We start from the raw sequence: 24,921 nt of genomic DNA, 5'->3' as shown, positions 1-24,921 counted from the left end.
TGTTGAGGTGAAAGAAATGTTATTATGGATAGCAAAATGTTTCACTTTTGGATACGGTGCATTATCTTTATTAGCAGGCTCTCTACAGTTTTGGAAACGCAACATTCCAACTTGGTCAGCGGTTGGGATGACCGTCATAGGTATCATGCTTATGGTAACTGCTATATTGGTGAATGGTACATCGAAAACTCTTTATGTAGTATTCCTATGTCTTATTCTTATGCATCTATTATCCATCGCAAACGGAATTCATCTTTATGGAATAGTAAATATAAAACATCATGTAATAAGATTACTACTCTCTCTTGTTATCGTTTTATTTTATATAATGTAATTCGGAACACCCTTTTGATACTCAAAAGGGTGTTAAATTGCCTTTTCAAATAAAGTCCGTAATTCATGTGGCACTTCTCTGCTTTTTCGTGTACTTGCATCCATTGTTACACTTGTGACAAGTGCATCTGCACATTTTTCACCATGTTGATTATATATTTCCTGCAATAACACATAACTGCTTCTACCAATCTTTTCTGGCTTCGTGTGAATAGAAAGCCGGTCGTTTTGCCTGCATTCCTTCCGATAGTTAATATTAATATTAACGGTCACGGTCTGAATTCCCATCTCAAGAAAACGCTCATATGGTAATCCTGCATTTTCATACCAATTTTCCCGACCCCATTCAAGATACTCCAAATACTTTGCATTGTTCACATGTCCGTTCACATCAATTTCGGTGGAACGGACGATGATTTCCAGGATATCTTCCATTATCGTACTCACCTATCTATACTTTTATTTTTATCATAACATATTGGCTGATTGATTAATGGTAAGTTTTTCTGCATGTCCTTATAGTAGTGATTCGAAATTGCTGTCAGGAAAACCGTTTTACAGTATATGTAAACGATAAAGATAAATAGGAAACAGAGAATGTCTCTAGCAGACATCCTCTGTTTTTGGGCTATGCTATTACTCTTGGAAGCTACTTCGATATTTTTTAGGTGTGACTCCTGTATGTTTTTTAAATACCTTTATGAAATAGCTTTGGTCGTTAAAGTTGAGCCATGTTGCGATGGATGAAATAGGGTATGCTGTTAAGGAGAGTAGTCGCTTGGCTTCTTCGATTCGTTCACCTTGAATGTAGTTACTAATAGAAATTCCTACTTCTTTTTTGAAAAGACTGGATAAATAATTGGGGCTTAAATGATTAAGTTGTGCCAACTGATCTAAGGTTATATCCTCGTACAGATGATTATAAATATAGTGTTGGCAGGTTGTAACAGTACGGGAATATTTATTTGCCCTCGCTTCTTGTACCCGATTGGTAAAATCATATACAGCTTCTGTCATAATGGCCTGTATTTCTTTTAAATGGTCTTGCTCCTCCAACTGCTGAATATAAAAATCACTTAAAGTGAAGGCTGTTTCCTCATTCAATCCGCCTTCAACCGCAGCTCTACAAATTAGGGCAACACCTGTTATCATTAAATTTTTTTCGCTTCTGATTCTGCTTCGTTTAGACAATACACCCAATTCGTCCTCGGAAAAAATGGAATAATTGACGATATTCGATAATTTGTCTACTTGTCCATTTTTCACATAATGAAGTAAGACACGTTCATGAGAAAGATTCGAATGGAAAGTTAAATCTCTTCTTCCTTTTGACAGTTCTAAATCTGGATGATCCAGCTTTAAAGTGGATTCCAGTTCTTTATTTTGTTCTAGTACAAGCGATTTGTCTAATTTTCTCTTGTATATAGTGTAAAATGCAAGTAATCCAATAGTTAGAAATTGTTCACTATCCTTTACATAGAGAGAGTGATAAAAATCAAATAAGGCTCTTTTATGTGGGATTTCTTTATAGGAATCCATGATCTCATTCATCTTCTCTTCCGTTATGTCGGTATGAATACAGGGGCCAACGACTATCGAACCTTTTGTCTCCTTTAAATAAATAGAGAAAAACTGCAAATTGGAATAGGAAAAGAAACGAGGTATATCCACTACTTTGACTGGATATGTGTATTCCTTTATACGGAACTTTAAATTATTGTAGTAAGGGCTACTCTGAAAATGACTTGTTACACATTCGAATTCAAATTCTCCGTACTGGTTGATGTAAAAAACAGATAACCGATGTGCTGCAAACAGTGATTGGCAAAAGTAAAGAATCTCTTCTTCTTTGAAATGCACGTAAGTATCCTCCATTAAAAATTGATAGCGCATCCAATTTTGTTTATTTATATAAAAAAATACTATTTACAGTGGAAAAATACAATAAATCCGGATATTTAAGAAATAAAATAGGGGTGTTATAAAGAAATAAGCTCGAATTTTAGGAGGAAGAGTCATGGAATTACAAGATAAAATTGCTATAGTAACTGGTGCTGGAAGTGGTATTGGAAGAGCAAGCAGTTTGCTGATGGCGAAGCAAGGTGCAAAGGTAGTATTAGTAGATTTTAATCAAACAACTGGTGAAGAAACGTTGCAATTAATAAAAGAACAAGGCGGAGAAGCAATCTTCGTTCAGGCGGACGTATCCAATAGTAAAGATGTTCAAAATTATGTTCAAACTGCGGTCGATACCTTCGGACGTATTGATGTGTTTTTTAATAACGCAGGTGTTATACAGAAGTTTGCACCTTTAGCTGAGGTTGAAGATGCTGAATTTGATCGTATTATGTCTGTTAACGTAAAAGGTGTTTTCTTAGGTATGAAATATGTATTAAAAGTGATGGAAAACCAAGGTAGCGGTTCTATCATTAATACAGCTTCCACGGCAGGTATTCGTAGTGAACATAGTGCATCTATCTACTCCGCAAGTAAACATGCAGTAGTAGGCTTAACGAAAGCCGCCGCTTTAGAATATGTGAAAAAAGGTATTCGTGTTAATGCCATCTGTCCAGGAGGGGTAAAGACTGCGTTAACTAGTAGTGTGGAAAGAATGTTTACAGAAACAGGTTACGTGCCAGAGGAAGTGTCCGTAATGAGGATGGGCCGCTATGCAGAACCGAACGAACTTGCTGAAATGGTTGTATTTCTAAGTTCTGATAAAGCAAGTTATATGACAGGATCGGTTGTGGTTGTAGATGGTGGGTTAACTTTATAATTGATAACTAAAATAAATAAAAAGGATGGACATGAGGAGTCCATCCTTATTTTTATTTATATATCATAAAGAACGTATATTACTTTTATTCTCTTTTGAAGTAACTTCCTCCATCAACATGATGGACATACTAAATATAAGGGTGATTAATGAAGCAATAACAACACCAACACCTGTTGCTGTATAAAAATACCCGCCGCTGGCAGCGCTTACAAAAAAAGCTTGCAATAAAGATAAGTACTCCTAAGCATACTCCACAAATGGATCCTTTAATAGCCTTTAGACTTTTCTCATGCATTGATACCATCTCCCTTACTGAATATTCTACCAATAATCACAGAATTGTCAAATATTTTTTGAAAAAAATTAACAAAATAGGGTAGACAAAATGTTTTTATTAGTATTGACATCGTAATTAGAGATGATAACAAGCTGAGGCTTACCTTTACTTTAGTTACAAAATAAAAAATCCTAAACATAATAATTTAGGATTTTTTATCTACTCTGGAAGCCTATAATACTTAACGTACCAACGAGTAAGGATATGATGGAAACATGTACGAGTACAGCCCCTAGACTAAGACTAGTATATATCAATAGTGCACCGCTGAGTCCTTGAAGAATAATCAGGATAAAACAAACGATACTTAAACGATAAATGTCTGGCCGTAAAGAACGGTATTTTCTCGCTCTCCAGATAAGCAAGAGAAACAGAATAATTAATCCAAGCGCAAATAATCGATGAACGACATCAATCCAAAAGGCATTCCCCACTACAGATGCATGCTCGGTTGGAAATGGATAGCCGCGAAATGATGCGCCTGCTCCTGTTTTGGATACATAACCGCCAAAATATATTGCTCCATATGAACAGATAAAAATTATCCAAGAAAAGATGGAAAAGGTAAGAGGTAATTTTCCACGTTCATGTATATTTTTTTCGTTCATATAAATTACATAGGCAATATTGACAACTGCTGCAAAGGAAATAAGAGCAATCCCTAGATGTGCAGCAAGGAGTAGCGGTGAAAGGGAGACCATTACAGTTAATGCCCCTAAGGTAGATTCTCCAAGAATGCCAATTACAGCAAATAACACTAACCATTTTATTTTAGGAGATTTTGATTTATAACGAAACCAAGCAATAGCGGACACAACAAATAGTAATAGACTAGCAAGACCAACCACTATTCGATGCGTATATTCAATTACGGAATGGTAATCGGAAAAGTCCGGGAATATACTTCCATTGCAGAGTGGATATCCGCTTCCGCATCCCATTGCAGATTGAGTCATTGTGTCAACAAAGCCTATAATATTTACGATAAATAGCACTGCAGCAGAACTAACTGCAAGCCAAAAATAACGCATGATTACACCTTCTTCGTAAGGTCTAATAATTATGTTCAATATTGAACAAAGTGAGATAAAGAAATAACTTCTCTTAGATACCGTCAGTCGGAACTAAGAGAAGCATTTTAAGTTTTTTCTCTGTCTAGCGCAAGTAGCTATCGGCTAGCGGATTCCTCCGTCTTCTCCCTAAGATAAGTCAACATCAGTTGAAAATGTAAGGACTATTTTCACTTGTTCGTGAACTACCTTACTGTGTTTCCTTTATCTTGAGCCTGCGACTACGAAGGTGAAATTGGAAGAGCTAATTTCGTTCATCCGTACGCCGATGAAAAAGCCACTTTCGCTTTTCTTATTGTACAACCGAGTTAAATGACATAATCCAAATTGCACCTACAACAATGGTTATAACGAAAATTAATCCTAAAACTAATGCCATTACATTGTAGCGAGGTCCTTCTCCGTCGCGAATATGCATGAAGAAGAAGAGCTGAATAACAAATTGTAATACGGCTGCTATCAAAATGACAGGTAAAAGTACTGATTTTGCCATCATATGATTTAACACAAGTACAAGCGGGATGATTGTCAAAATGATAGAAAGTATAAATCCAATTACATAAGCTTTAATGGATGCAGTATGTTCATGATTTGACATTTACATCACCCCCATCAAATAAACTACAGTAAGGATAAAGATCCAAACGGCATCTAAGAAGTGCCAGTAAAGACTGATGACAGAGATCTTTCTTTTCGTTACATTTGTAATCCCTTTACGAGATAGTTGAATCATTAATCCGATCATCCAGAAGATACCGACTGTAACGTGCAATCCGTGTGTTCCTACTAGTGTAAAGAAAGAAGTAAGGAAAGCACTCGTAGAGATAGTTGCACCTTCATGAACCATATTAGTGAACTCATTGATTTCAAGTCCCACAAACACAGCACCAAGGGCAGCTGTAACAATCAGCCAGCCCAATAGTGCTTTTTTATTTCCTTTATGCATGAATAAAACAGCTATACCACTTGTAAACGAACTAATTAATAAGATAAAGGTTTCAATGATAAAACCAGGTTTATCAAATTCCTTCCCTGTAAATCCTCCATTTGTGTGAGTATGCAAAACGGCATAAGCTGCAAACAGAGTCGCGAACAGGAGACAGTCGGTTACAAGGAAAATCCAAAAACCTAATATTTTTAACCCTTCCTGGTCTACATGACCATGATCATGGTTAGAAACATGAGCAGAAGCGCTTTGTTGCATGTTTAAAACCTCCTAATTTGCAGTTTGTTGAGCTGAAAGAACACGATTTCTATATTCATTTTCAGTTCGCTCTATCTCTTCCACAGGAATATAGTAATCTGTGTCATATTGGAATGAACGTACGAATAAAGTAACTACAACACCGATTAATCCAGCAACTCCCATCCACATCCATTCAAATGTAAATCCGAATCCGGCAATAAAGAAGAAGCATGCCATGATGAATGGAACACCAGTGTTTTTCGGCATATGAATTGGCTCGTATTTAACCGGTTTTTCTTGATAGTCTCCATTTTTCATTTCTTGTTTTTGATACCACCATGCATCGCGACCTTTTACTTCAGGTAGAATTGCAAAGTTGTATACTGGCGCAGGAGACGGGATAGACCATTCTAGTGTACGACCATCCCAAGCATCGCCGGTTACATCACGTTCACCGTGTTTAATACTATAGACAATTTGCCATACTTGGAAGATGAATCCAATACCCATTAAGAATGCTCCGACAGTAGATACCATGTTGAGCGGTGCCCAACCCATATCCCATCCAGCAGAAGCATTATAGGTATAAATACGACGAGTCATTCCCATGAAACCAAGGGCGTATTGTGGCATGAAGCAAACATAGAAACCAATTTGCCATAACCAGAATCCCCATTTTCCTAGACGATCATTAAGTTTAAATCCGAAAATTTTAGGGAACCAATAATACATACCTGCTAAATATCCGAATACAACCCCACCGATTAATACTTGGTGGAAGTGGGCGATTAAGAAATAGCTGTTGTGATATTGATAATCCGCTGGTGCTGCCGCAAGCATAACACCTGTCGCTCCTCCGACAAGGAAACATGGAACGAATGCATAGAACCAAAGCATAGGTTGAGTAATGCGCACCCTGCCTCGGAACATCGTGAAGAGCCAGTTAAACACCTTCACTCCTGTTGGTATCGCGATGATCATGGTACAAATCGCGAAGACAATGTTTACATCGGCTCCGGCACCCATCGTAAAGAAGTGATGCACCCATGTGTAATAAGAAACAACACTAATGGCAATCATAGAGAATACCATGGAGCTATAACCAAAGATACGTTTTTTCGAGAAGGTTGCCACTACCTCGGAGAATACTCCGAATGCAGGCAAGACAACAATATATACTTCAGGGTGACCCCACATCCAAATTAAGTTGACGTACATCATTGGATTTCCGCCAGCTGTTGATGTGAAGAAATGTCCGCCTAATAAACGGTCAATTGTTAACATAGCTAATGTTACAGTAAGAATTGGGAACGCACCTAAAATAGCGATAGAAGATGCCAATGTAGACCATGTGAAAAGTGGCATGTCACGTAATCGCATAGATGGCGTACGCATTTTTAAAATCGTAACGACAAAGTTAATTCCGGTCGCCAAACTTCCGATACCGGATATCTGTATACCCCAAATCCAGTAGTTTTGACCTGGACCTGGACTAAATGCACTTTCTGATAATGGTGGATAAGAAAGCCAACCAGCATTTGGTGAACCACCAATAACGAACGAAAGATTAAAGAGCATTGCTCCGATGAAAAATAGCCAGAAACTAATAGCATTTAATGCTGGGAAAGCAACATCTCTTGCTCCAATTTGTAAAGGAACAACCATGTTAAATAAAGCAAACATAAATGGCATTGCCATAAATAGAATCATAATAGTACCATGAGTCGTAAAAATCTCATTATAATGCTCTGACTCTAAAAAGTGAGCATTTGGAACAGCAAGCTGTGCCCGCATTAAAAGGGCATCCACCCCACCGCGGAAGAGCATAAGTAAAGCTGCTAAAAGATACATGATACCAATTTTTTTATGATCAACGGTTGTGATCCATTCTCTCCATATCCAACCCCATTTTTTAAAATAGGTGAGGCAAAAAACAATCGCAACCACTGCTAAGACAATCGAAACATCGGCTCCATAAATCATTGGATCGCCGGTGACAAAGAAATGCGATGTATCCAAAACGGATCTCCTCCTTATTTATTATGTTCCATATCCATTCCAGACATTGATTTATCATCCTTTTTCATATCAGACATGGATGAGCTATCACCCATATGATTCATATGATCCATATAAGTTCCACCATGTTTATTTACAATGTCTTCATATAGTCCTTTAGGATAGGATGAAAAGCTTAATTCTTTCTCTAAGCCTGGTTTTTCTAAATTTTTATATCCTTGATTTGTTAAGGCAGGAGAATTCTTTTTCACACTGTCTGCCCATTTATTGAAGTTTTCTTGTGTAACAGATTTCACTCTGAATTGCATATGAGCAAATCCCTTACCAGTAAAGTTTGCACCTGAGCCAAAATATTCACCAGTTTTATCAGCTTGAAGCCATAATCCCATTGACATACCTGGCATTGTATATTCTTGCCCACCTAGCTGCGGAACCCAGAATGAATTCATTGTTCCAGAAGAAGTTAGAACGAATTGAACTGGAACACCAGCTGGAATTTCAGCATAATTCACTGTAGCAATTTTTTTGTCAGGATACGTAAACATCCATTTCCAATCTAAGGATGTTACTTGAATAACTATAGGCTTAACATCTTTCACAGGTGGTTTTGTTAAATTCAATGTTGTTTTCGCTGTAAAGACTCCAAGTATTGCAACGATAACAACAGGAATTCCCCACCAAATTACTTCTAGCACCTTGCTATCTGCCCATTCAGGTTGATAAGGTGCTTTGTTATCCGGTGTATCACGGTACCGTATAGCAATATAAACGAAAATACCTATAACAGGAATAATGACAACTGCACATAAAATTACCGAAATGATAATTAAACGTAACTCTTCGTGGCCAACTGGGCCTTTTGGATCGAGAACAATATATTTGCTTCTATCACATCCAGCCAAAAGGACCATGCCAAGCAGAGTTAAAAAGGAATATTTAGCTAATTTGGTCCATTTTCTCAATGGTAATTCCCCTTTCCGTTTGAAATAAAAAATGAGTAAATTAAAAAACAATACAACTATAGCAGATTAATTTCTAATTGAATATCTATATTAGTAGAATAATGACAAGTGTCATTGAAAGTTCAAACTTGGATGCAAATATTCCACTTACATGTAAAAATATGGGTATTATACGTAATGTTTTTAGCTAAATAGACAATTGATTCTGATAATTCCACTCGTATTATGGAAGCGCAATAATGATTGAATTTTCTTATTTTATAAGGGTTTGTGAATAATTAATGGAGGTTTTGTTACAGAATGGGAAAATTCAAGGTGATTTATGCTCAATTTTGAACATAAATCAAACAAAGTCTTTAATTTGTGCCTATGAAAAACCGTATCATGTTTTTAAAAGTTATTTTAATATAATAATGGTGAAGAGAAAAATAATTAGGATTGCTCATTTTTTTTTATGAAGAGGAATGAGACAATTTTATAATTATCCCTTTCCATCACAGTCAATTTTCTTTATGATTAGAGAAATGGAAAAATTGGGGGATATGGAAATCATGTTTAGTAAAATGCGAATGTGGCTAGAAAAGCGATCACCCGTCCAGGTTATTGCAGGGTATTATTTACTGGCAGTTGTGATATCCATTTTATTATTCAATCTCCCGGCAGTACATAAGCCAGGGGTACATGTAAGTTTTATCGATACAGTCTTCACTGCTGTGAGTGTAGTTAGCGATACGGGATTAACGGTTTTTAATATATCAGAGACGTATAGTTTATTTGGATATTTTGTTATTATGATTGTTTTACAATTTGGTGGTATAGGGATTATGGCGATGAGTACCTTTTTCTGGCTTCTATTGGGGAAGAAAATTGGTTTGCGCGAACGCCGCCTTATAATGGTAGATAATAATCAATATGCATTATCAGGTCTTGTCCAGTTAGTAAAAGAGATATTAAAAATGGTACTTTTGACAGAGTTGGTTGGAGCTGTGATTTTAGGATTATATTTTATGAAATACTTTCCTTCTGGAAAAGAGGCATTTCTTCAGGGGTTATTTGCTGCGGTTAGTGCAACTACAAATGCTGGCTTGGATATCACTGGGGAATCACTTATCCCATTTGCAGGAGATTATTTTGTACAAATCATTGTCATAGTCTTAATCATTTTTGGGTCCATAGGGTTTCCGGTAGTAATAGAAGTGAAATCGTATTTTTTGAATAAAAGGAGAAAGTCTAGAATATCATTTCGTTTTTCCTTGTTTGCAAAGATGACAACCATTACTTATGGAATTCTATTTATCGCTGGAACAGTTCTGATTCTCCTGCTAGAGTGGCAAAATTATTTTAGACATTTATCATGGCATAAGAGCTTTTTCTATGCGCTCTTTCAGTCAGCTACGACGAGAAGTGCTGGACTTACAACCATGGATATAACGGAATTTTCTGTGCCTACACTATTGATTATGAGTGTTTTCATGTTTATTGGAGGTTCTCCTAATTCAGTGGGTGGGGGAATACGGACAACCACGTTTGCTTTAAATATGTTGTTCGTCTATCATTTCGCAAAAGGAAACCGTGATATTAAAATCTTTAATAGAGAAATTCATCAAGATGATATTATGAAGTCTTTTGCTATTACTATATTAGCTGTTATGATGTGCTGTATTTCAGTAGTGTTAATCAGCATCTCTGATAAGCAGCAAGATTTAATGGCCATTTTATTAGAAGTTTGCTCTGCCTTCGGTACAGTGGGCTTATCGTTGGGTATCACTCCGGATCTAAGTGTTTTATCAAAATGCATTTTGATGATTTTGATGTTTGTTGGAAGAATTGGGTTAACTTCTTTCCTATTAATAATGGGAGGAAATAATAAGGGGAAAGCAAATTATCATTATCCTGTTGAAAGGGTGATAACAGGATAATGTAAATAAGGACGGCTCTTTTATTATTGAGAACCGTCCTTTTCTTTTTGGTTCATTTTTTTGATAATTAGGAATATAATGATAATACGCATACATAAGGGGGGATTTTATATGGTAAATGGTATATCAACCAAATTAGTAGAGAGGTTTTCAGAGAAGGTAAACGATTCTATACCTGGGAGGATAGTGAAAAATGCCGTGATCAAAAATGGTATTGATGCGGTTGCTGAAAATAGAGATGCTATTGTGGCTATGAATCATGTTTTCTCTGATGAAATTGAAACAGGGAAAGTATCCAATCAAAAGCAAAGTGGAAGATGCTGGATGTTTGCTGCGCTGAATACGTTTCACCATAAAATGAATCGAGAGTTTCAATTAAAAGACTTTGAGCTATCCCAAAATTACGTTAACTTTTGGGATAAATTTGAGAAAGCGAACTATTTTCTTGAAAGTGTTTTGGAAACAGCGAACGAGCCTCTAGATGGAAGATTGGTTTCCTGGATATTGTCTACTCCCCAACAGGATGGCGGACAATGGGATATGTTTGTTTCGCTTGTTAAAAAGTATGGTGTAGTGCCAAAGCAGGCAATGCCAGAAACATTTCAAAGTAGCAGTTCGATGAGGCTAAATGCCATATTGAATACGAAATTACGGGAAGATGCAGTTAAACTCAGAAATATGTCCAGTAAAGGGGGAACTGAGGAAGAATTAAACAAAACGAAGGAAGAAATGCTGTCGGATATCTATAAAATTCTAACTCTATCATTAGGGGAGCCGCCAAGAACATTTAATTTTGAATATAGAAATAAAAATAATACGTTTTATCGGGACCTTGCGATTACTCCTCAACAGTTCTATGAAAAATATATAGGGCTCGATCTAGATGAATATGTGAGTATTATCAATGCACCGACTCAGGATAAACCATACGGAAAAACCTATACCGTACAATATCTTGGAAATGTTGTAGAAGGTAACCAAATTAAATACCTCAATGTCGATATGGATACGATGAAGGAGCTTGCTATCAAGCAGATTCAAGACAATGAAAGTGTATGGTTTGGATGTGATGTAGGTAAATTATCCAATAAAGATCATGGCATTATGGATTTGGACCTCTATGATTACGAATCGACTTTGGGGATTGAAATGTCAATGTCAAAGGCAGAACGACTTGACTATAAGGGGAGCGTCATGACTCATGCTATGGTTCTTACGGGAGTAAATCTTGTAGAAGGTAAACCAAACAGATGGAAAGTGGAAAACAGCTGGGGTGAAAAAGTAGGGAATAAAGGATATTTTGTCATGAGTGATAAGTGGATGGATGAGTACACCTATCAAATTGTCGTAAACAAGAAACACCTCTCAGATGATTTGAAAAAGGCATGGGAGAAAGACCCTATCGAATTGAAACCTTGGGATCCAATGGGGTCATTAGCGAAATAGGATATAAGGGATGTTGTCTCTGATGGAGAAAACATCCCTGTTTCATATGATGACAATTTTCGTCCATTTCTGCTTTTGTAAATGGACACCGAATGCTGACAACTTTATCTATTCGTTTTTTTTGTTCAAACGTTTGATTAAGAGGAAATAGAATATTTTGAGTCGAAAATGGTGAAATGGTGAAAAATAATAGCTGTTTTCAGTGCTCTTTGATATCCAACACAACGAAACCCTAGGTTCCCTGCTGAACTGTCTGGAGTATTCGAAGTTCTTGAAGCAATTCTATATGGGTTGCAATAGGATTCAGGGCAGAGAGAAGACCCACCTCTCATGGACTTTGTGGTACCGGATTTTGGTCCTTGGGGGTTATTGCTTTTGAACTAAACCAATCTGAACACCATTCCCACACGTTTCCGGCTATATTATATAAGCTGTATCCGTTTGGTGGGAAAGCATCAATTGGGCTGTTCCTAAATAAACATCCTTTACGGTATTTATTTTCGGAAACTTACCCTGCCAAATATTACAAACATGTCTTCCATCTGGATGCAGTTCATCTCCCCAAGGATATTTCTTTTGACTAAGTCCACCTCGTGCTGTGAATTCCCATTCGGCTTCCGTTGGTAGTCTTTTACCTGCGCAATCACAATAGGCTTTTGCATCATTCTAGAAAATGGAAAAACGGGGCGAATCATTTGTCCTTCTATAAAGGAATCTGGACATTCTGGTTGGAACCGATAGGCTCCTTCGATAACAGCCAACCATGGCGTTTCGCGTGGAACCTGCCGCACCATCTTTGTGGTATCTTCCTATAATAACAGGTAAAAAACAAAAGACCATCCGGATTGTTCTGCTTCGGTTTTATAATCTGTTGCCTTTACAAATTTTAAAAACTTTGCTTTGGAAATGGCGTATTTGTCCAACCAAAAAGAAGGAACCTTTACACAGCGTACAGTCTTCCCCATCAGCAGGAAATCCGTCTCTGTCCTTCGTCCCCAAAAGAAATTCTCCATCTGGAATAAAGACCATATCCTCTGGCTCCTTCTTATCAACTGTGAATAAGGAAGGTTGTGTTTTCTGTGGGAATAAAATCTGTTTGAATGAATGCTCTGCCAACCGAACAACATGATTTTTTTGAATCCATTTTAGTACCACTTCCTATCACAATTCTCGAATAATTCCTTCTAACAGTAACTAGGTTAGGGGTATCAGGGAGGGGGAATGGTTTGTTTGATTATTAACAATATTCGTCAATTTTTATTTGCATGTGAGCCGAGGAAAGTTCATTTTCTTTGATTTATTGTCAATTTATTCAAACGTTTGATTGAAAGAGTAATAGGTAGAAGATTATCTGAAATTGTAATTTTATATAAAAGGCTACTTCGTATTTTACTTTTACACTGTAAGGTACTGTGATTTGATATAGGTGAACATCTTTTCTTTTAAATAAAAGCTTTACTTATAGCTTTATTCATTTCACAGGCTGCTGCTTCCCGTATTTGGTTGTGCTAATTTGAATTCCTTGCTGAAATAGCAATACTCCATTCTTTTATCTCCCATATTCTTACATACCTCTAATACAGTTGTGCCGAAACAGCTAGTTTCAAAGCTTGAGAGCTTGTTAAGAGTTTTAGTGGATGTCCCATGCGTTTTCTCTTTTTTATACAAAAAAAACAGACGTTGAAATGTTGTAAAAGGTTATAAATAAATCAATATTTCATTTACATTTCGACACCATATAATGTATGAAGTTCGTTCTGAGTTACATGTTAAAAGTGAGATGATTTTTTGATTGAAGGGAGGTATTTAAGAGGATTTTGCCTGTGATATTCAAGTGAAAATGCATGTGTTATGATATGTATTGGAATGTAAGTTTAACAGCTTCTTACTCTAAAATTAGATTAGGAGATACATATGCACGCTATTAAAACATTTATTCCAAAATGGAACCGTGAAACCCTTTTGTTTATAGTTTTTGCAGTGTTATTTCTTGTATTTTCAAGTTATAAATTAACATTTGCTTACGGGATTACCTTTTCCTTTTCTAGCTTATTTTTGTTTTTATTGTTTCGGCTAATGGGACTTCCCAGTGCCGTTTTTGTTGGTGTAATAGGTCTTTTTTTCGTACAGCATAGTTTTTTGGGTATTAGCATTGGTTGTCTTTCTATTTTAGAGCTTTTATTTGTAGGTGCTTTTTTTTATAAAGGTAGAAAGGCAAAAATGTTCTATGTGGATGTCTTATTTTGGTTAACCGTTGGATTTGTTGGAATGCTTTTTATAAATGGGCATGCTTTAACAGGAAGTGTACTGTATTTTAAAGTAGCAAAAGATATTATCAACGGATGTTTTAATGTTCTGATGCCAGACATGCTTCTTGCATATGTTCCCTTTTATAAAATATTAAAAGTCAATAAGAATAATGTTTCTTTTCATCAATTTCTCTCCCATATAACATTTGTTTCTATTCTGTTACCTTTTTTCATAAGTATCGCGACAATCACAAGCAACGTTCATGCGCATATGGTAAAGGATGCGGTAAGGTCAGCGGAAAATAGTACAAATCGGATGGAAAAAGAAATGATCCTATGGAATAAGGATGACCTACATAAATTATATGATCCTTTTCGAACCAACCATTTATATGATACGGTGAAGGAAAATGAAGAGCAAGCATACGATATTGTTATCACAGACTTTCATGCTAATGTTATTGCTTCTGGTATTCAGGGGCTGAAGACCGGCCAGAAATATGATTGGATGCAGAATTATGAGTGGAGGAAGATCCAATATAACTTCTATGAGGCATTGCCGAAGGAAAAAGAAAACGCTACGCCTATTATGAGATGGAGATCAGGGTTCTATGTTTATACGAAAAAAATAGATGATTTATCGATGAAAATGGTGCTCCGATTTCCAATTTCTAAGTACCAGGATCAAATTACTAATAACTTTTTAGAACAGCTAAAGTATTCGGCTTTGTTTGCAATTTTACTCGTTTTCCTTGTACAGATTGTTAGTCGGATTTTTATCAATAATTTAAAGCAATTAACTGTTGCTACTACTGGACTTCCACAGAGGCTGCTTCATTTTGAGAAAGTCGAGTGGCCGCAAAGCTATGTATCAGAACTCCGATTATTAACACAAAATTTGAAAATAATGGCTGAAAAGATTAAGGAACAGTTCCGAGAAAGCAGTGAAATGAATAAGAAGCTAACGGAACAAACAATTAAATTAAAGGAATCGGAGGATCAACTGCATCAGTTAGCGTTTTTTGATGTTTTAACAGGATTGCCGAATAGGCTGCATTTCCAAACCTATGTCAAAAATTTAATAAAGCATCCTTTAACGAAACGCGCAGCGATTATCTTCATTGATATTAATCAATTTAAACAAATCAATGATACTTTAGGTCATGATGCTGGAGATGCCTTGCTGCAATTAATTGCAAAAAAACTTGGTGCTATACAAAACGACAATCGGGAAGTTTTTCGTCTTAGCGGGGACGAATTTGTCATCGTCCAGCGTGTAGAGGGTGAAGGATTACATCAGACGATGGAGCAAATTATTCAAGCATTTTCTTCCTATTTCCCTGTTCAAGGGCATATGTTTTATATAACTGCCAGTATCGGAGTAGGTATGTATCCTGAAGATGGACAGGACTTAGATACGCTTGTCAAATGCGCTGACATTGCAATGTATAATTCGAAGGAAAAGGGCGGCAATTGTATTCAATTTTTTAATGAATCAATGCGAAATAGTTTTCAGGAACGTTTAGAGATAGAACATTCTTTAAGGTTAGCAGTAGATAAAGGTCAATTTGAGCTTTATTTTCAGCCGAAGACAAGAATGAACAGTGTCACAAGCATGGAGGCATTATTGCGCTGGAAGGACCCGCAATTGGGATATGTTTCACCTGCCACCTTTATACCTATTGCAGAAGAAATCGGACTCATTTTACAAATAGATGAGTGGTCTCTATTTATGGCATGCAAACAAAATAAGGAATGGCAGGATGAAGGGCTCCTGCATGTACCGATTTCCGTCAACATATCAGCAAAGCATTTTCAACAGGATTCATTAATCCCTTTAATTAAAAAAGCTTTAGAGTTATCGGGGATGGAACCACGGTATTTAAAATTAGAAATCACCGAAAGTGTATTCATCAAAGATCCACTGCAGGTAGCAGAGGTGATTTATCGGTTGAAGCAATTAGGGGTGCTTATCTCTATTGATGACTTTGGAAAAGGCTATTCCTCCATGTATCAATTGCTACAGCTGCCATTTGATGAAATTAAAATAGATCGGCAATTTATAACAGATATTCATCAAGATGAGAAGAAGGCACTCTTGGTGAAATCTATTTTTGATATTGCCCATGGTCTGCATCTTAATGTTGTTGCAGAAGGAGTAGAGTGTGAAGCAGAAAGGGACAGACTGCTGCAAATGGGTTGCGACGAAATTCAAGGTTACTTATTCAGCCCTCCAGTAAATAAGGATGCGATGAGAAAGTTTCTTGCTGAGGCGGATGATCAGTTAGTTCGTGTCCCCGATTGAGGAATGCCGGTGATAAGGATAATTAAAGGAAAAACAAAAGATTACTTTTTCGCTTAAAGAGAAAAAAGAATGGAGGTCCATAGCTCTGGCTGTGGACCTCCATTCTATTATTAATGTATTTAACTGTCCTCCTGTGGTGGACAAAGTGGCGAAATGTCCACGGGTGGTGCCTGGCACCACTGTCATAAAATTTATGGGAATAGTAACAATAAGTAATAGGAGTTCAAGAAAGGTTTGGCCAATGTTCAAAAAATGGGAGGGATACGAACGTGGAAACGAAAAACTGTGATTTTTCCCCTATGAAGCAACAGTTAGCGGTAGGACTCCAACATTTAATCAGCCACCTTCAATCGAATTTAGCACAGCTTGAGGGAGAGGATTATTGCTTATTGAATTGTTTGGAGGAGGCAAAAAATCAGTTGGCAGATATTGAAGCGATGGCAGCATCCTTTTATTTGAATTGTTATTTATCTTCCTTTACAGACACATATGAGGATCTATCTATTTCCATGCAGCATCTTTCCAAACAAAGACATGGTGCGTTAATTGTAGTCGAGAGGAGCCATTCATTAGAGACAATTATTCAAAAAGGAACGCCTATGGAGGCGGTTGTGACACCGAAATTATTAGAAGCTATTTTTTATCCAGGGAATCCTCTTCATGATGGAGCGGTTTTAATAAGAGGGAATGTTGTGGTTTCAGCATCGAATGTATTGCCTTTAACTAAAAGAAAAATAGGAAAGGAAAAGGTTGGAACAAGGCATCGGGCTGCGTTAGGGGTGACCGAGCAAAGTGATGCATTAGCACTTGTTGTATCAGAGGAAACGGGCAGGATTTCTTTTGCATTAGAAGGAAAATTATATCCTATTAATATGACCGAGAAAATTACACTCAGTGACCCAATAAAGTTGATTAATAACGATTAAACTAATTCGTATTTGGTAATATGACCAAATTATGCAGGAGCCATTTTATTTAGATAAAAGGAACCCATAATAAAGTGACATCATTTTGGGTAAAATTTTTTAACAAGAATATGAATTATTAGGGATGTCCCTCCATAAAGTTCCCGTATATATATATTGGCGCTTAATTGTTAATGGGGGGAGTACAATGTTTATTCATATAGTTCGACAAGGAGACACTTTATTTAAAATAAGCCGAATGTACCAAGCTTCGATGGAAAGATTAAGATTGGCAAATGGCTTTGGAGATTCTAATCTCGTAATTGGTCAGGCAGTACTTATTCCTAAATACACGTATATCGTACAGTCAGGAGATACGTTTATCGGAATTGCCAGAAAGGCTATGGTAAGCGTGGAACAATTGAGACAAGCAAATCCGTCGATTCATCCTTCCTCTATTCATCCTGGAATGAAAATTAAAATTCCCAACATATCAAATTACCTTGCAGGTACTTTGGAATATTATCAAGTCCGTACGCCGGAACAGGACGCAGAACTAATTAGTCAATTTGCCCCTTATTCATCCTCCATCGCTTTGTTTGAGTACCACTTTGCCAGTAATGGAGATATCGTGAACAATTTAAATGATGCAGTAGCTGTACGAACTACTTGGGAGCATCGGGTAGTACCGCTTGTAACAATAACAAACTTAACCTCTCAAGGATTTAGCTCTGATCTTGTCAGTGCTGTATTAAATAATCCTACTGCACGAAGCAATTTAGTAAACAATATTGTTTATTTAACAAAACAACATGGATATGGCGGGGTAAATATCGATTTTGAACTTGTTAAGGCACAAGATCGGGATCTTCTGACCGGGTTCTTAAAAGAATTAAAGGTCCGCCTACGAGAAGATAGGCTGCCTATAACCATTGCTGTTCCTGCTAAATCGAGTGAAGATATATCTTGGTTAAGAGGATATGATTATGGTGGAATAGGCTCTGTAGTCGATTATATGTTTATTATGGCCTACGATTGGCACCATTCTGGCAGTGAACCCGGTCCTGTATCACCAATAACTGAAGTCAGAAAAACGATTGAATATGCTATAAAGACTGTTCCAAGCAGGAAAATCATTCTTGGCGTACCTCTATATGGATATAATTGGATCATTCCTTATAGCTCAGGAAGGATTGCACCAGGTATATCCAATCAAGATGCTATAGAAACTGCTATGCGTTATCATGCACCAATTCAATATTCAGAAGAATATCAATCACCATTTTTTAGATATAGAGACGAACAAGGACAGACACATGAAGTTTGGTTTGAGGACGTTCGAAGCATGAGTGCTAAAATGGAATTAGTTCGTAACTACGGTTTGCAAGCAATAGGAGCATGGCAGCTTTCATTAGGTTTTGCACCTGGTGTTTGGCTGCTGCGGAAGTTTTTTACGATTCGGAAGTTGTGAGAAAGTACGGAAAAAATATAAAAAACCGGCCTGATTCCCTTTATGAAATGTTCAAATGTAACGGGTATTAGGCTGCTTTACTTTTATTAACAAAAAGTCTGGTTTTACAATTTGTCCACCCACAATGGACACTTTTACAATTTGTCCACGAGTGGTGCCAGGCACCCTCATGATTTTACAAATTCTAATTAAATATATACATTTACTTTATTAAGTATATACATTATAATGAAAGCGATAACAGGTTGAGGGGTGTCTGGATGAAAGCTGAGCAAGTTTTTAATGAATATAACAGTTATATAGGTTCAGGAAAGAAACCTGCTGATTTTGATGAATTTTGGGATAAGGGTTTGGAAGAGCTTTCTCAACTGCCCTTACAGTATGAATTGGAAAAAGTAAATATACCTTCCCATATCGCAGATTTTTATAATTTATATTTTATTGGAATAAATGGAGCAAAGGTTAGATGCCAATATGTTTGTCCGAAAAACAAAACAAAAAAAACACCAGGAATGTTAATGTTTCATGGCTATCATTGCGATAGCGGCGATTTTACAGATAAGGTTGGCTGGGTTGCTGAAGGTTTTTCAGTATTGGCGATGGATTGCCGCGGTCAAGGCGGTTGGTCCGAAGACAATACAGTAGTAAATGGCACAACACTTAAAGGATTAATCATTCGCGGTGTGGAGGAAGGACCAGAGAGCCTCTACTATCGCTCTGTCTTTCTTGATACTGCTCAAGCGGCAAAAATACTAATGTCGATGGACAATGTGGACGAGGGAAATATTGTTGTCCAAGGTGCTTCACAAGGGGGCGCATTGTCTATTGTATGTGCAGCATTAGAGCCACGTGTAAAAAAAGTGGTAGCCCAATATCCGTTTTTGAGTGATTACCGGAAAGCATTTGAATTTGATATTACGTCTTCTGCTTATGAAGAGTTACATTATTGGTTTCGTTTTCGTGATCCAATGCATGAAAGGGAAGAAGAGTTTTTTCATACATTGGAATATATTGACATTCAGCATCTTGCATCTAGGATCAAGGCAGAAGTTGTTTGGGCAATTGGACTGGAAGACGGAGTATGCTATCCCGCAACACAGTTTGCCGTATTCAATAAGATTCAGTCCCCAAAAGAAATGATTGTTTTCCCTGAATATGGACATGAGTGGCTTCCTAAGCTAGGGGATAAGGTAAGGGGGTTTTTGATCGGTGACTCTATCCAATCTAATAAAGGTGAATAAGGATAACCTAGAATTTCATTTAACGAATGGTCGAATTAGCTATTTATTTAGAGTAATAGAAAAAAGCCGTCATTTGGAACATTTATATTTTGGCAAAAGCATACGCCATCGTGAAAATTTCCAATACTTAATTGAAAGAGAGGTACGTCCCTCTAATAATCTATTTGAAGGAGATCACACATCTTCCCTTGAGCATATAAAACAAGAATATCCTGTTTTCGGCACAACGGACTTTCGTAATCCTGCCTATCAAATAGAATATCCAAAAGGAGATCGAATTTCGGATTTTCAGTTTGACCATTATAACGTATCTGCAGGGAAACCTAAATTGTCAGGTCTTCCAGCAACGTATACTGAAAATCCTGAAGAAGCGGAAACGTTAGAAGTGGTTTTAAAGGATAGCTATTCTGAGCTTACAATTCATTTATTTTATACTATCTTTCAAAACTTTGATGCAATAGCAAGAAGCGTAAAGTTCGTCAATAATGGGACAACGAGCTTTAATATTAAAACGGCTATGAGCATGAGTATTGATTTTCCACATAATGAATTTGAACTTGTTCATCTAAATGGAGCATGGGCAAGAGAGAATCATATGGAACGAAAGCCTGTTATTACAGGTGTTCAATCGGTAGGAAGCACTAGGGGGGCCAGCAGTCATGCACATAATCCATTTATGGCTCTAGTTCGACCGGAAACAACGGAGCATCATGGAGAAGTATTCGGCTTTAGTTTTATCTATAGCGGAAACTTCCTTGCACAGGTTGAGGTTGATACATATCAAGTAACAAGAGCGATGGTAGGTATTCATCCACTCCAATTTTCATGGCAATTAAATGCTAATGAGGAATTCCAAACACCTGAAGCAGTTGTTGTTTATAGTGAGAATGGTTTAAATGGTATGAGCCATATCTTTCATGAACTGTATCGGACAAGACTTGCAAGAGGTCAGTGGCGGGATAAGGAACGCCCGATTTTAATAAATAATTGGGAAGCTACTTATTTTGATTTTAATGAGGAAAAAATTCTTGAGATTGCTAGAAATGCGGCTGATTTAGGAATCGAGTTATTTGTTCTCGATGATGGATGGTTTGGGGAACGGCATGATGACACATCCTCCTTAGGTGACTGGTTTGTAAACAAAGAAAAATTGCCGGCAGGAGTAAAGGGTTTGTCAGAAAAAATCCATGCACTAGGATTACAATTTGGGCTTTGGTTTGAGCCTGAAATGATCTGTAAAGACACGAAATTGTATGAGGAGCATCCAGATTGGCTCATTCATGTCCCTGGTAAAAGGGTTTCTCACGGAAGAAATCAATTTGTATTAGATTTTTCCAGAAGAGAAGTAGTTCATTATATTTTTACGTTGATGGACGATATTTTAAAGGATGGACAGATTGATTACATTAAATGGGATATGAATCGCTATATTTCAGAAGTCTATTCGCAAGGACTTCCGGCAAATCGGCAAGGAGAGGTATATCACCGTTATATTTTGGGTGTTTATGATTTATACGAAAAATTAATAAACAAATACCCTAACATTCTATTTGAATCGTGTGCAGGCGGGGGCGGCCGATTTGATCCTGGCATGCTATACTATGCTCCACAAGCATGGGCAAGTGATGATACGGATGCTGTAGAGCGATTGAAAATCCAGTATGGTTCTTCTTTGGTTTATCCACTTTCTAGTATAGGAAGTCATGTATCGGCTGTGCCTAACCATCAAGTAGGAAGAACAACTAGTCTGGAAACGAGAACAAATGTGGCCTTTTTTGGGACCTTTGGCTATGAACTGGATATTACCCTTTTGTCTGATCAAGAAAAAAGGCAGATGAAGGAACATATTGCTTTCTTTAAAAAGCATCGTAACCTGTTCCAACAAGGTACTTTCATTCGATTATCGAGTCCATTTACTAATAATGAAACAGCCTGGATGGTTGTTTCAAAAGATAAATCAGAGGCAATCGTTGGGTATTACGAGGTGCTCTCTAAGCCGAATCGGCCATATGAACGTCTAGTATTAAAAGGACTATCTGTGAATACATTATATAAAATTAATGATTCAGAAGTAGAACGTTTTGGAGACGACCTTATGCAAATCGGTCTCCTTTTTGGAGAAAACTTTACTGGCAAAGCCGATGAATACTGGGCCAGAGAAAAAATAAAGGATTTTAATAGTAAATTATTTTATCTAAAAGCAGTGGAAGGCAACTAGAGAGACAGTTAAAGGAGATGGAATATAATGAAGAAATTCCCGAGTAATTTCTGGTGGGGTGCAGCAACTTCTGGACCGCAAAGTGAAGGACGTTTTAATAAGAAGCACGCCAATGTTTTTGATTACTGGTATGAGGTGGAACCAGAAGAATTTTACGACCAAGTTGGCCCGGATACAGCATCTAATTTTTATAATAGTTATGTAGAAGATATTAAATTAATGAAAGAAGTTGGTTTGAATTCTGTTCGAACTTCTATTCAGTGGACAAGATTAATAGATGATTTTGAAACAGCTACTGTAAATGAGGATGGTGTCCGATACTATAATGATGTTATTGACGAATTCATTAAGCAGGGAATTACCCCTGTAATGGCGTTGCATCATTTTGACTTGCCTGTTGTGCTTTACCAAAAATATGGTGGCTGGGAATCGAAGCATGTGGTAGATTTATTTGCGAAATTCGCAAGTAAATGTTTCGAATTATTTGGTGATCGTGTGAAGCATTGGTTTACCTTTAATGAGCCGATGGTCATTGTAGATGGCCAATATTTATATCAATTTCATTATCCTAAAGTGGTTGATGGGAAAAAGGCAGTTCAAGTAGCATATAACCTTAATTTAGCATCTGCAAAGGCGATTAGAGCATTTAAAGAATTAGGAATGCATGAAAAGGGTGCTAAAATCGGGATTATTTTGAATCTAACTCCATCATATCCAGCAAGCCAAAGTAAAGAAGATTTAGAGGCCAGCAGAATAGCGGATTTATGGAGAAATGAGATGTTTCTGAATACAGCAGTATATGGTGAATTTCCGGAAGGACTAGAGGAATTGTTATCAAAGGATAAAGTGATCTGGGAATCGACGAATGAAGAGAAAACAATACTTAAGGAGAATACTATTGATCTCTTAGGTGTTAATTTTTATCATCCTTCAAGGGTAAAAGCTCCCGATATCTCTCCAAACAGCACTGCTGACTGGATGCCAGACCGTTATTATGATAATTATGATATGCCTGGCAGACGTATGAATGTGGATAAGGGATGGGAGATTTATCCGCAAGCATTATATGACATTGCAATAAATATCCGTGATAATTATAAAAATATCGAGTGGTTTGTTTCCGAAAATGGCATGGGTGTTTCAAGAGAAGAGCGCTTCTTGAACAAAGAAGGTGTTATTGAAGATGATTATCGCATTGATTTTATTAGAGAGCATTTAGAATGGCTTCATAAAGGCATTGAAGAAGGTTCTAATTGCTTTGGATATCACTTATGGACACCGATTGATTGCTGGTCATGGAAAAATGCCTATCGAAATCGCTACGGTTTTATATCCAATAATATTCATACTCAAGTAAAAACGATTAAGAAATCAGGGAATTGGTTTAAAGAAGTAAGCAAAAATAATGGATTAGAATAGAGTAAGAGATAGTTTAAGAGGAAAAACACCTATTTTACGATGGTTTAAGAATGATATTTAGCCAAAATAGGTGTTTTTCCTTCCTATTTATTTTTGCGAAAATTGTATAAAGTAGTAGTAATAGGATAGAAGGAGGAATGAGCATGGCATTACTTGCCTTAGATATAGGAGGTACCTCTATAAAATATGGGGTATGGGAAAATGAAAAAATTAGTAATAAAGGATCTTTAAAAACTCCTAAAACATGGACGGAAATGAAGGTACAATTAAAGGATTTAAAGAAGAGAGCGGAAGAGCAAATTCCATTGGAAGGTGTTGCAATAAGTTCTCCCGGAGCGGTAAATCAGGACAAGGGCATTATCGAAGGTGCCAGCGCTATTCCTTATATACACCATTTTCCGATTTTTGCGGAGCTGACTGAATTATTCCAGTGCCCTGTTTCCATTGAAAATGACGCAAATTGCGCAGGACTTGCAGAGGTATGGAAGGGTGCTGCGAAAGGATTGAAAAATGTTCTATTTGTCGTTGTTGGTTCCGGTATTGGCGGAGCGGTTATTATGGACGGCAAGGTATGGCATGGCAAACATTTATTTGGCGGTGAATTTGGATTTATGCTGCTAACGGACAATAATACCTTCAGCGATTTGGGAACAGCGGTAAACATGGCTAGACGAACTGCAAAGCGTAAAAATATTCCCGAAGATGAGCTGAGCGGGAAAGATGTTTTTGATATGGCCGAGCAGGGGGACCCGATTGCACTGGAAGAAGTCGAAACCTTTTATCATTATTTAGCACAAGGAATATATAATTTACAATATAGTTTTGATCCCGAAAAAATTATTATTGGCGGAGGTGTCTCCAGTAAAGAAGATTTAATTCCGCAATTAAATAAGCGGTTGGAAAAAATTATTAAGCAGGTTAAAATTGCCTCTTTTATGCCAGAAATAACTCTATGCAAATTTAAAAATGATGCAAACCTAATTGGAGCAGTCTATAACTATAAACAGAAGTGGTGCCAGGCACCACAAATGGACAATTAGGAATTTTGTCCTTGTGGGGCGG

General features: G+C 37.0%; 19 protein-coding genes and 1 pseudogene. 11 read left to right on the top strand and 9 right to left on the bottom strand.

The genetic code is table 11. The annotated features are described in order from the left end of the window. The first annotated feature begins 16 nt into the window (after positions 1–16). Positions 17–334 (top strand): hypothetical protein, encoded by a 318-nt coding sequence (locus CWO92_RS18155; RefSeq protein WP_101355624.1) that lies wholly within the window; start codon positions 17–19, stop codon positions 332–334. A gap of 32 nt (positions 335–366) precedes the next feature. On the opposite strand, the gene CWO92_RS18150 is transcribed toward CWO92_RS18155, so the two are convergent. Both CWO92_RS18150 and CWO92_RS18145 read right to left on the bottom strand, forming a co-directional pair. Next, positions 367–768 (bottom strand): acyl-CoA thioesterase, encoded by a 402-nt coding sequence (locus CWO92_RS18150; RefSeq protein ID WP_101355623.1) that lies wholly within the window; start codon positions 766–768, stop codon positions 367–369. A gap of 201 nt (positions 769–969) precedes the next feature. Next, positions 970–2,193 (bottom strand): helix-turn-helix domain-containing protein, encoded by a 1,224-nt coding sequence (locus tag CWO92_RS18145; RefSeq protein ID WP_235851632.1) that lies wholly within the window; start codon positions 2,191–2,193, stop codon positions 970–972. Positions 2,194–2,350: 157 nt separating this feature from the next. On the opposite strand from CWO92_RS18145, the gene CWO92_RS18140 reads away from it, so the two are divergent. After that, entirely contained in the window at positions 2,351–3,109 is a 759-nt protein-coding gene (locus tag CWO92_RS18140) for an SDR family NAD(P)-dependent oxidoreductase (RefSeq protein WP_101355621.1), read from the top strand. A 63-nt stretch (positions 3,110–3,172) separates the two neighbouring features. Here CWO92_RS18140 and CWO92_RS25515 read toward each other — a convergent pair whose 3' ends face one another. The 6 genes from CWO92_RS25515 to CWO92_RS18115 all read right to left on the bottom strand — a co-directional run bounded on the left by CWO92_RS25515 (position 3,173) and on the right by CWO92_RS18115 (position 8,686). Further along, complete coding sequence (locus tag CWO92_RS25515; RefSeq protein ID WP_165786708.1) at positions 3,173–3,337, bottom strand: hypothetical protein; 165 nt, start codon at positions 3,335–3,337, stop codon at positions 3,173–3,175. Positions 3,338–3,604: 267 nt separating this feature from the next. Then, on the bottom strand, positions 3,605–4,480 hold the full coding sequence (locus CWO92_RS18135) for a COX15/CtaA family protein (RefSeq protein ID WP_101355620.1): 876 nt from the start codon (positions 4,478–4,480) through the stop codon (positions 3,605–3,607). A 331-nt stretch (positions 4,481–4,811) separates the two neighbouring features. Next, positions 4,812–5,117 (bottom strand): cytochrome o ubiquinol oxidase subunit IV, encoded by a 306-nt coding sequence (locus tag CWO92_RS18130; RefSeq protein WP_101355619.1) that lies wholly within the window; start codon positions 5,115–5,117, stop codon positions 4,812–4,814. Next, positions 5,118–5,723 carry a cytochrome o ubiquinol oxidase subunit III gene (cyoC, locus tag CWO92_RS18125; protein WP_101355618.1) on the bottom strand — a complete coding sequence of 202 codons (606 nt, stop codon included), beginning with the start codon at positions 5,721–5,723 and terminating at the stop codon, positions 5,118–5,120. 12 nt (positions 5,724–5,735) lie between these two features. Next, complete coding sequence (locus CWO92_RS18120) at positions 5,736–7,688, bottom strand: cbb3-type cytochrome c oxidase subunit I (RefSeq protein WP_101355639.1); 1,953 nt, start codon at positions 7,686–7,688, stop codon at positions 5,736–5,738. Between the two features lie 50 nt (positions 7,689–7,738). Then, positions 7,739–8,686, bottom strand: coding sequence for a ubiquinol oxidase subunit II (locus tag CWO92_RS18115; RefSeq protein ID WP_233269720.1), 948 nt, complete (start codon positions 8,684–8,686; stop codon positions 7,739–7,741). Positions 8,687–9,237: 551 nt separating this feature from the next. On the opposite strand from CWO92_RS18115, the gene CWO92_RS18110 reads away from it, so the two are divergent. Both CWO92_RS18110 and CWO92_RS18105 read left to right on the top strand, forming a co-directional pair. After that, the gene (locus tag CWO92_RS18110; protein WP_101355637.1) at positions 9,238–10,605 is read left to right on the top strand and encodes a TrkH family potassium uptake protein; all 1,368 of its coding nucleotides are present in this window, start codon (positions 9,238–9,240) and stop codon (positions 10,603–10,605) included. A gap of 111 nt (positions 10,606–10,716) precedes the next feature. Beyond that, complete coding sequence (locus CWO92_RS18105) at positions 10,717–12,051, top strand: C1 family peptidase (protein ID WP_101355617.1); 1,335 nt, start codon at positions 10,717–10,719, stop codon at positions 12,049–12,051. A gap of 218 nt (positions 12,052–12,269) precedes the next feature. Here the strand turns inward: CWO92_RS18105 and CWO92_RS26765 are convergent. Beyond that, positions 12,270–13,195: pseudogene (locus CWO92_RS26765) on the bottom strand (formylglycine-generating enzyme family protein); the annotation flags it as partial. Positions 13,196–13,965: 770 nt separating this feature from the next. Between CWO92_RS26765 and CWO92_RS18090 the strand changes: the two are divergent. The 7 genes from CWO92_RS18090 to CWO92_RS18055 all read left to right on the top strand — a co-directional run bounded on the left by CWO92_RS18090 (position 13,966) and on the right by CWO92_RS18055 (position 24,899). Continuing rightward, the gene (locus tag CWO92_RS18090) at positions 13,966–16,605 is read left to right on the top strand and encodes a putative bifunctional diguanylate cyclase/phosphodiesterase (protein ID WP_101355615.1); all 2,640 of its coding nucleotides are present in this window, start codon (positions 13,966–13,968) and stop codon (positions 16,603–16,605) included. 269 nt (positions 16,606–16,874) lie between these two features. Continuing rightward, positions 16,875–17,531, top strand: coding sequence for a sporulation-specific diadenylate cyclase CdaS (gene cdaS / locus CWO92_RS18080; RefSeq protein WP_101355613.1), 657 nt, complete (start codon positions 16,875–16,877; stop codon positions 17,529–17,531). A gap of 187 nt (positions 17,532–17,718) precedes the next feature. Next, positions 17,719–18,981, top strand: a complete 1,263-nt coding sequence (locus tag CWO92_RS18075) for a glycoside hydrolase family 18 protein (RefSeq protein ID WP_101355612.1) — start codon at positions 17,719–17,721, stop codon at positions 18,979–18,981. Positions 18,982–19,241: 260 nt separating this feature from the next. Further along, positions 19,242–20,222 carry an acetylxylan esterase gene (locus CWO92_RS18070; protein WP_101355611.1) on the top strand — a complete coding sequence of 327 codons (981 nt, stop codon included), beginning with the start codon at positions 19,242–19,244 and terminating at the stop codon, positions 20,220–20,222. Next, a complete protein-coding gene (locus CWO92_RS18065; RefSeq protein ID WP_101355610.1) occupies positions 20,191–22,440 on the top strand; it encodes an alpha-galactosidase in 2,250 nt (749 codons plus the stop codon). Before CWO92_RS18070 ends, CWO92_RS18065 begins: the two co-directional genes overlap by 32 nt. Before the next feature lie 27 nt (positions 22,441–22,467). Further along, on the top strand, positions 22,468–23,859 hold the full coding sequence (locus CWO92_RS18060; RefSeq protein WP_101355609.1) for a glycoside hydrolase family 1 protein: 1,392 nt from the start codon (positions 22,468–22,470) through the stop codon (positions 23,857–23,859). A 143-nt stretch (positions 23,860–24,002) separates the two neighbouring features. Beyond that, positions 24,003–24,899 carry an ROK family protein gene (locus CWO92_RS18055; protein ID WP_101355608.1) on the top strand — a complete coding sequence of 299 codons (897 nt, stop codon included), beginning with the start codon at positions 24,003–24,005 and terminating at the stop codon, positions 24,897–24,899. The last annotated feature ends 22 nt before the right edge of the window (positions 24,900–24,921 follow it).

The organism is Heyndrickxia camelliae (assembly GCF_002844575.1).
Lineage (GTDB): Bacteria > Bacillota > Bacilli > Bacillales > Bacillaceae_C > Margalitia > Margalitia camelliae.
The sequence above is the reverse complement of the archived record's forward strand: the minus strand, read 5'-3'. Positions and strand labels throughout refer to the sequence as shown.

Bases quoted from the DNA above. Each gene is read 5' to 3' on its own strand.
- CWO92_RS18155 (WP_101355624.1), top strand. From the start codon at position 17: ATGTTATTATGGATAGCAAAATGTTTCACTTTTGGATACGGTGCATTA.
- CWO92_RS18150 (WP_101355623.1), bottom strand. From the start codon at position 768: ATGGAAGATATCCTGGAAATCATCGTCCGTTCCACCGAAATTGATGTG.
- CWO92_RS18140 (WP_101355621.1), top strand. From the start codon at position 2,351: ATGGAATTACAAGATAAAATTGCTATAGTAACTGGTGCTGGAAGTGGT.
- CWO92_RS18135 (WP_101355620.1), bottom strand. From the start codon at position 4,480: ATGCGTTATTTTTGGCTTGCAGTTAGTTCTGCTGCAGTGCTATTTATC.
- CWO92_RS18130 (WP_101355619.1), bottom strand. From the start codon at position 5,117: ATGTCAAATCATGAACATACTGCATCCATTAAAGCTTATGTAATTGGA.
- cyoC (WP_101355618.1), bottom strand. From the start codon at position 5,723: ATGCAACAAAGCGCTTCTGCTCATGTTTCTAACCATGATCATGGTCAT.
- CWO92_RS18120 (WP_101355639.1), bottom strand. From the start codon at position 7,688: ATGATTTATGGAGCCGATGTTTCGATTGTCTTAGCAGTGGTTGCGATT.
- CWO92_RS18110 (WP_101355637.1), top strand. From the start codon at position 9,238: ATGTTTAGTAAAATGCGAATGTGGCTAGAAAAGCGATCACCCGTCCAG.
- CWO92_RS18105 (WP_101355617.1), top strand. From the start codon at position 10,717: ATGGTAAATGGTATATCAACCAAATTAGTAGAGAGGTTTTCAGAGAAG.
- CWO92_RS18090 (WP_101355615.1), top strand. From the start codon at position 13,966: ATGCACGCTATTAAAACATTTATTCCAAAATGGAACCGTGAAACCCTT.
- CWO92_RS18075 (WP_101355612.1), top strand. From the start codon at position 17,719: ATGTTTATTCATATAGTTCGACAAGGAGACACTTTATTTAAAATAAGC.
- CWO92_RS18070 (WP_101355611.1), top strand. From the start codon at position 19,242: ATGAAAGCTGAGCAAGTTTTTAATGAATATAACAGTTATATAGGTTCA.
- CWO92_RS18060 (WP_101355609.1), top strand. From the start codon at position 22,468: ATGAAGAAATTCCCGAGTAATTTCTGGTGGGGTGCAGCAACTTCTGGA.
- CWO92_RS18055 (WP_101355608.1), top strand. From the start codon at position 24,003: ATGGCATTACTTGCCTTAGATATAGGAGGTACCTCTATAAAATATGGG.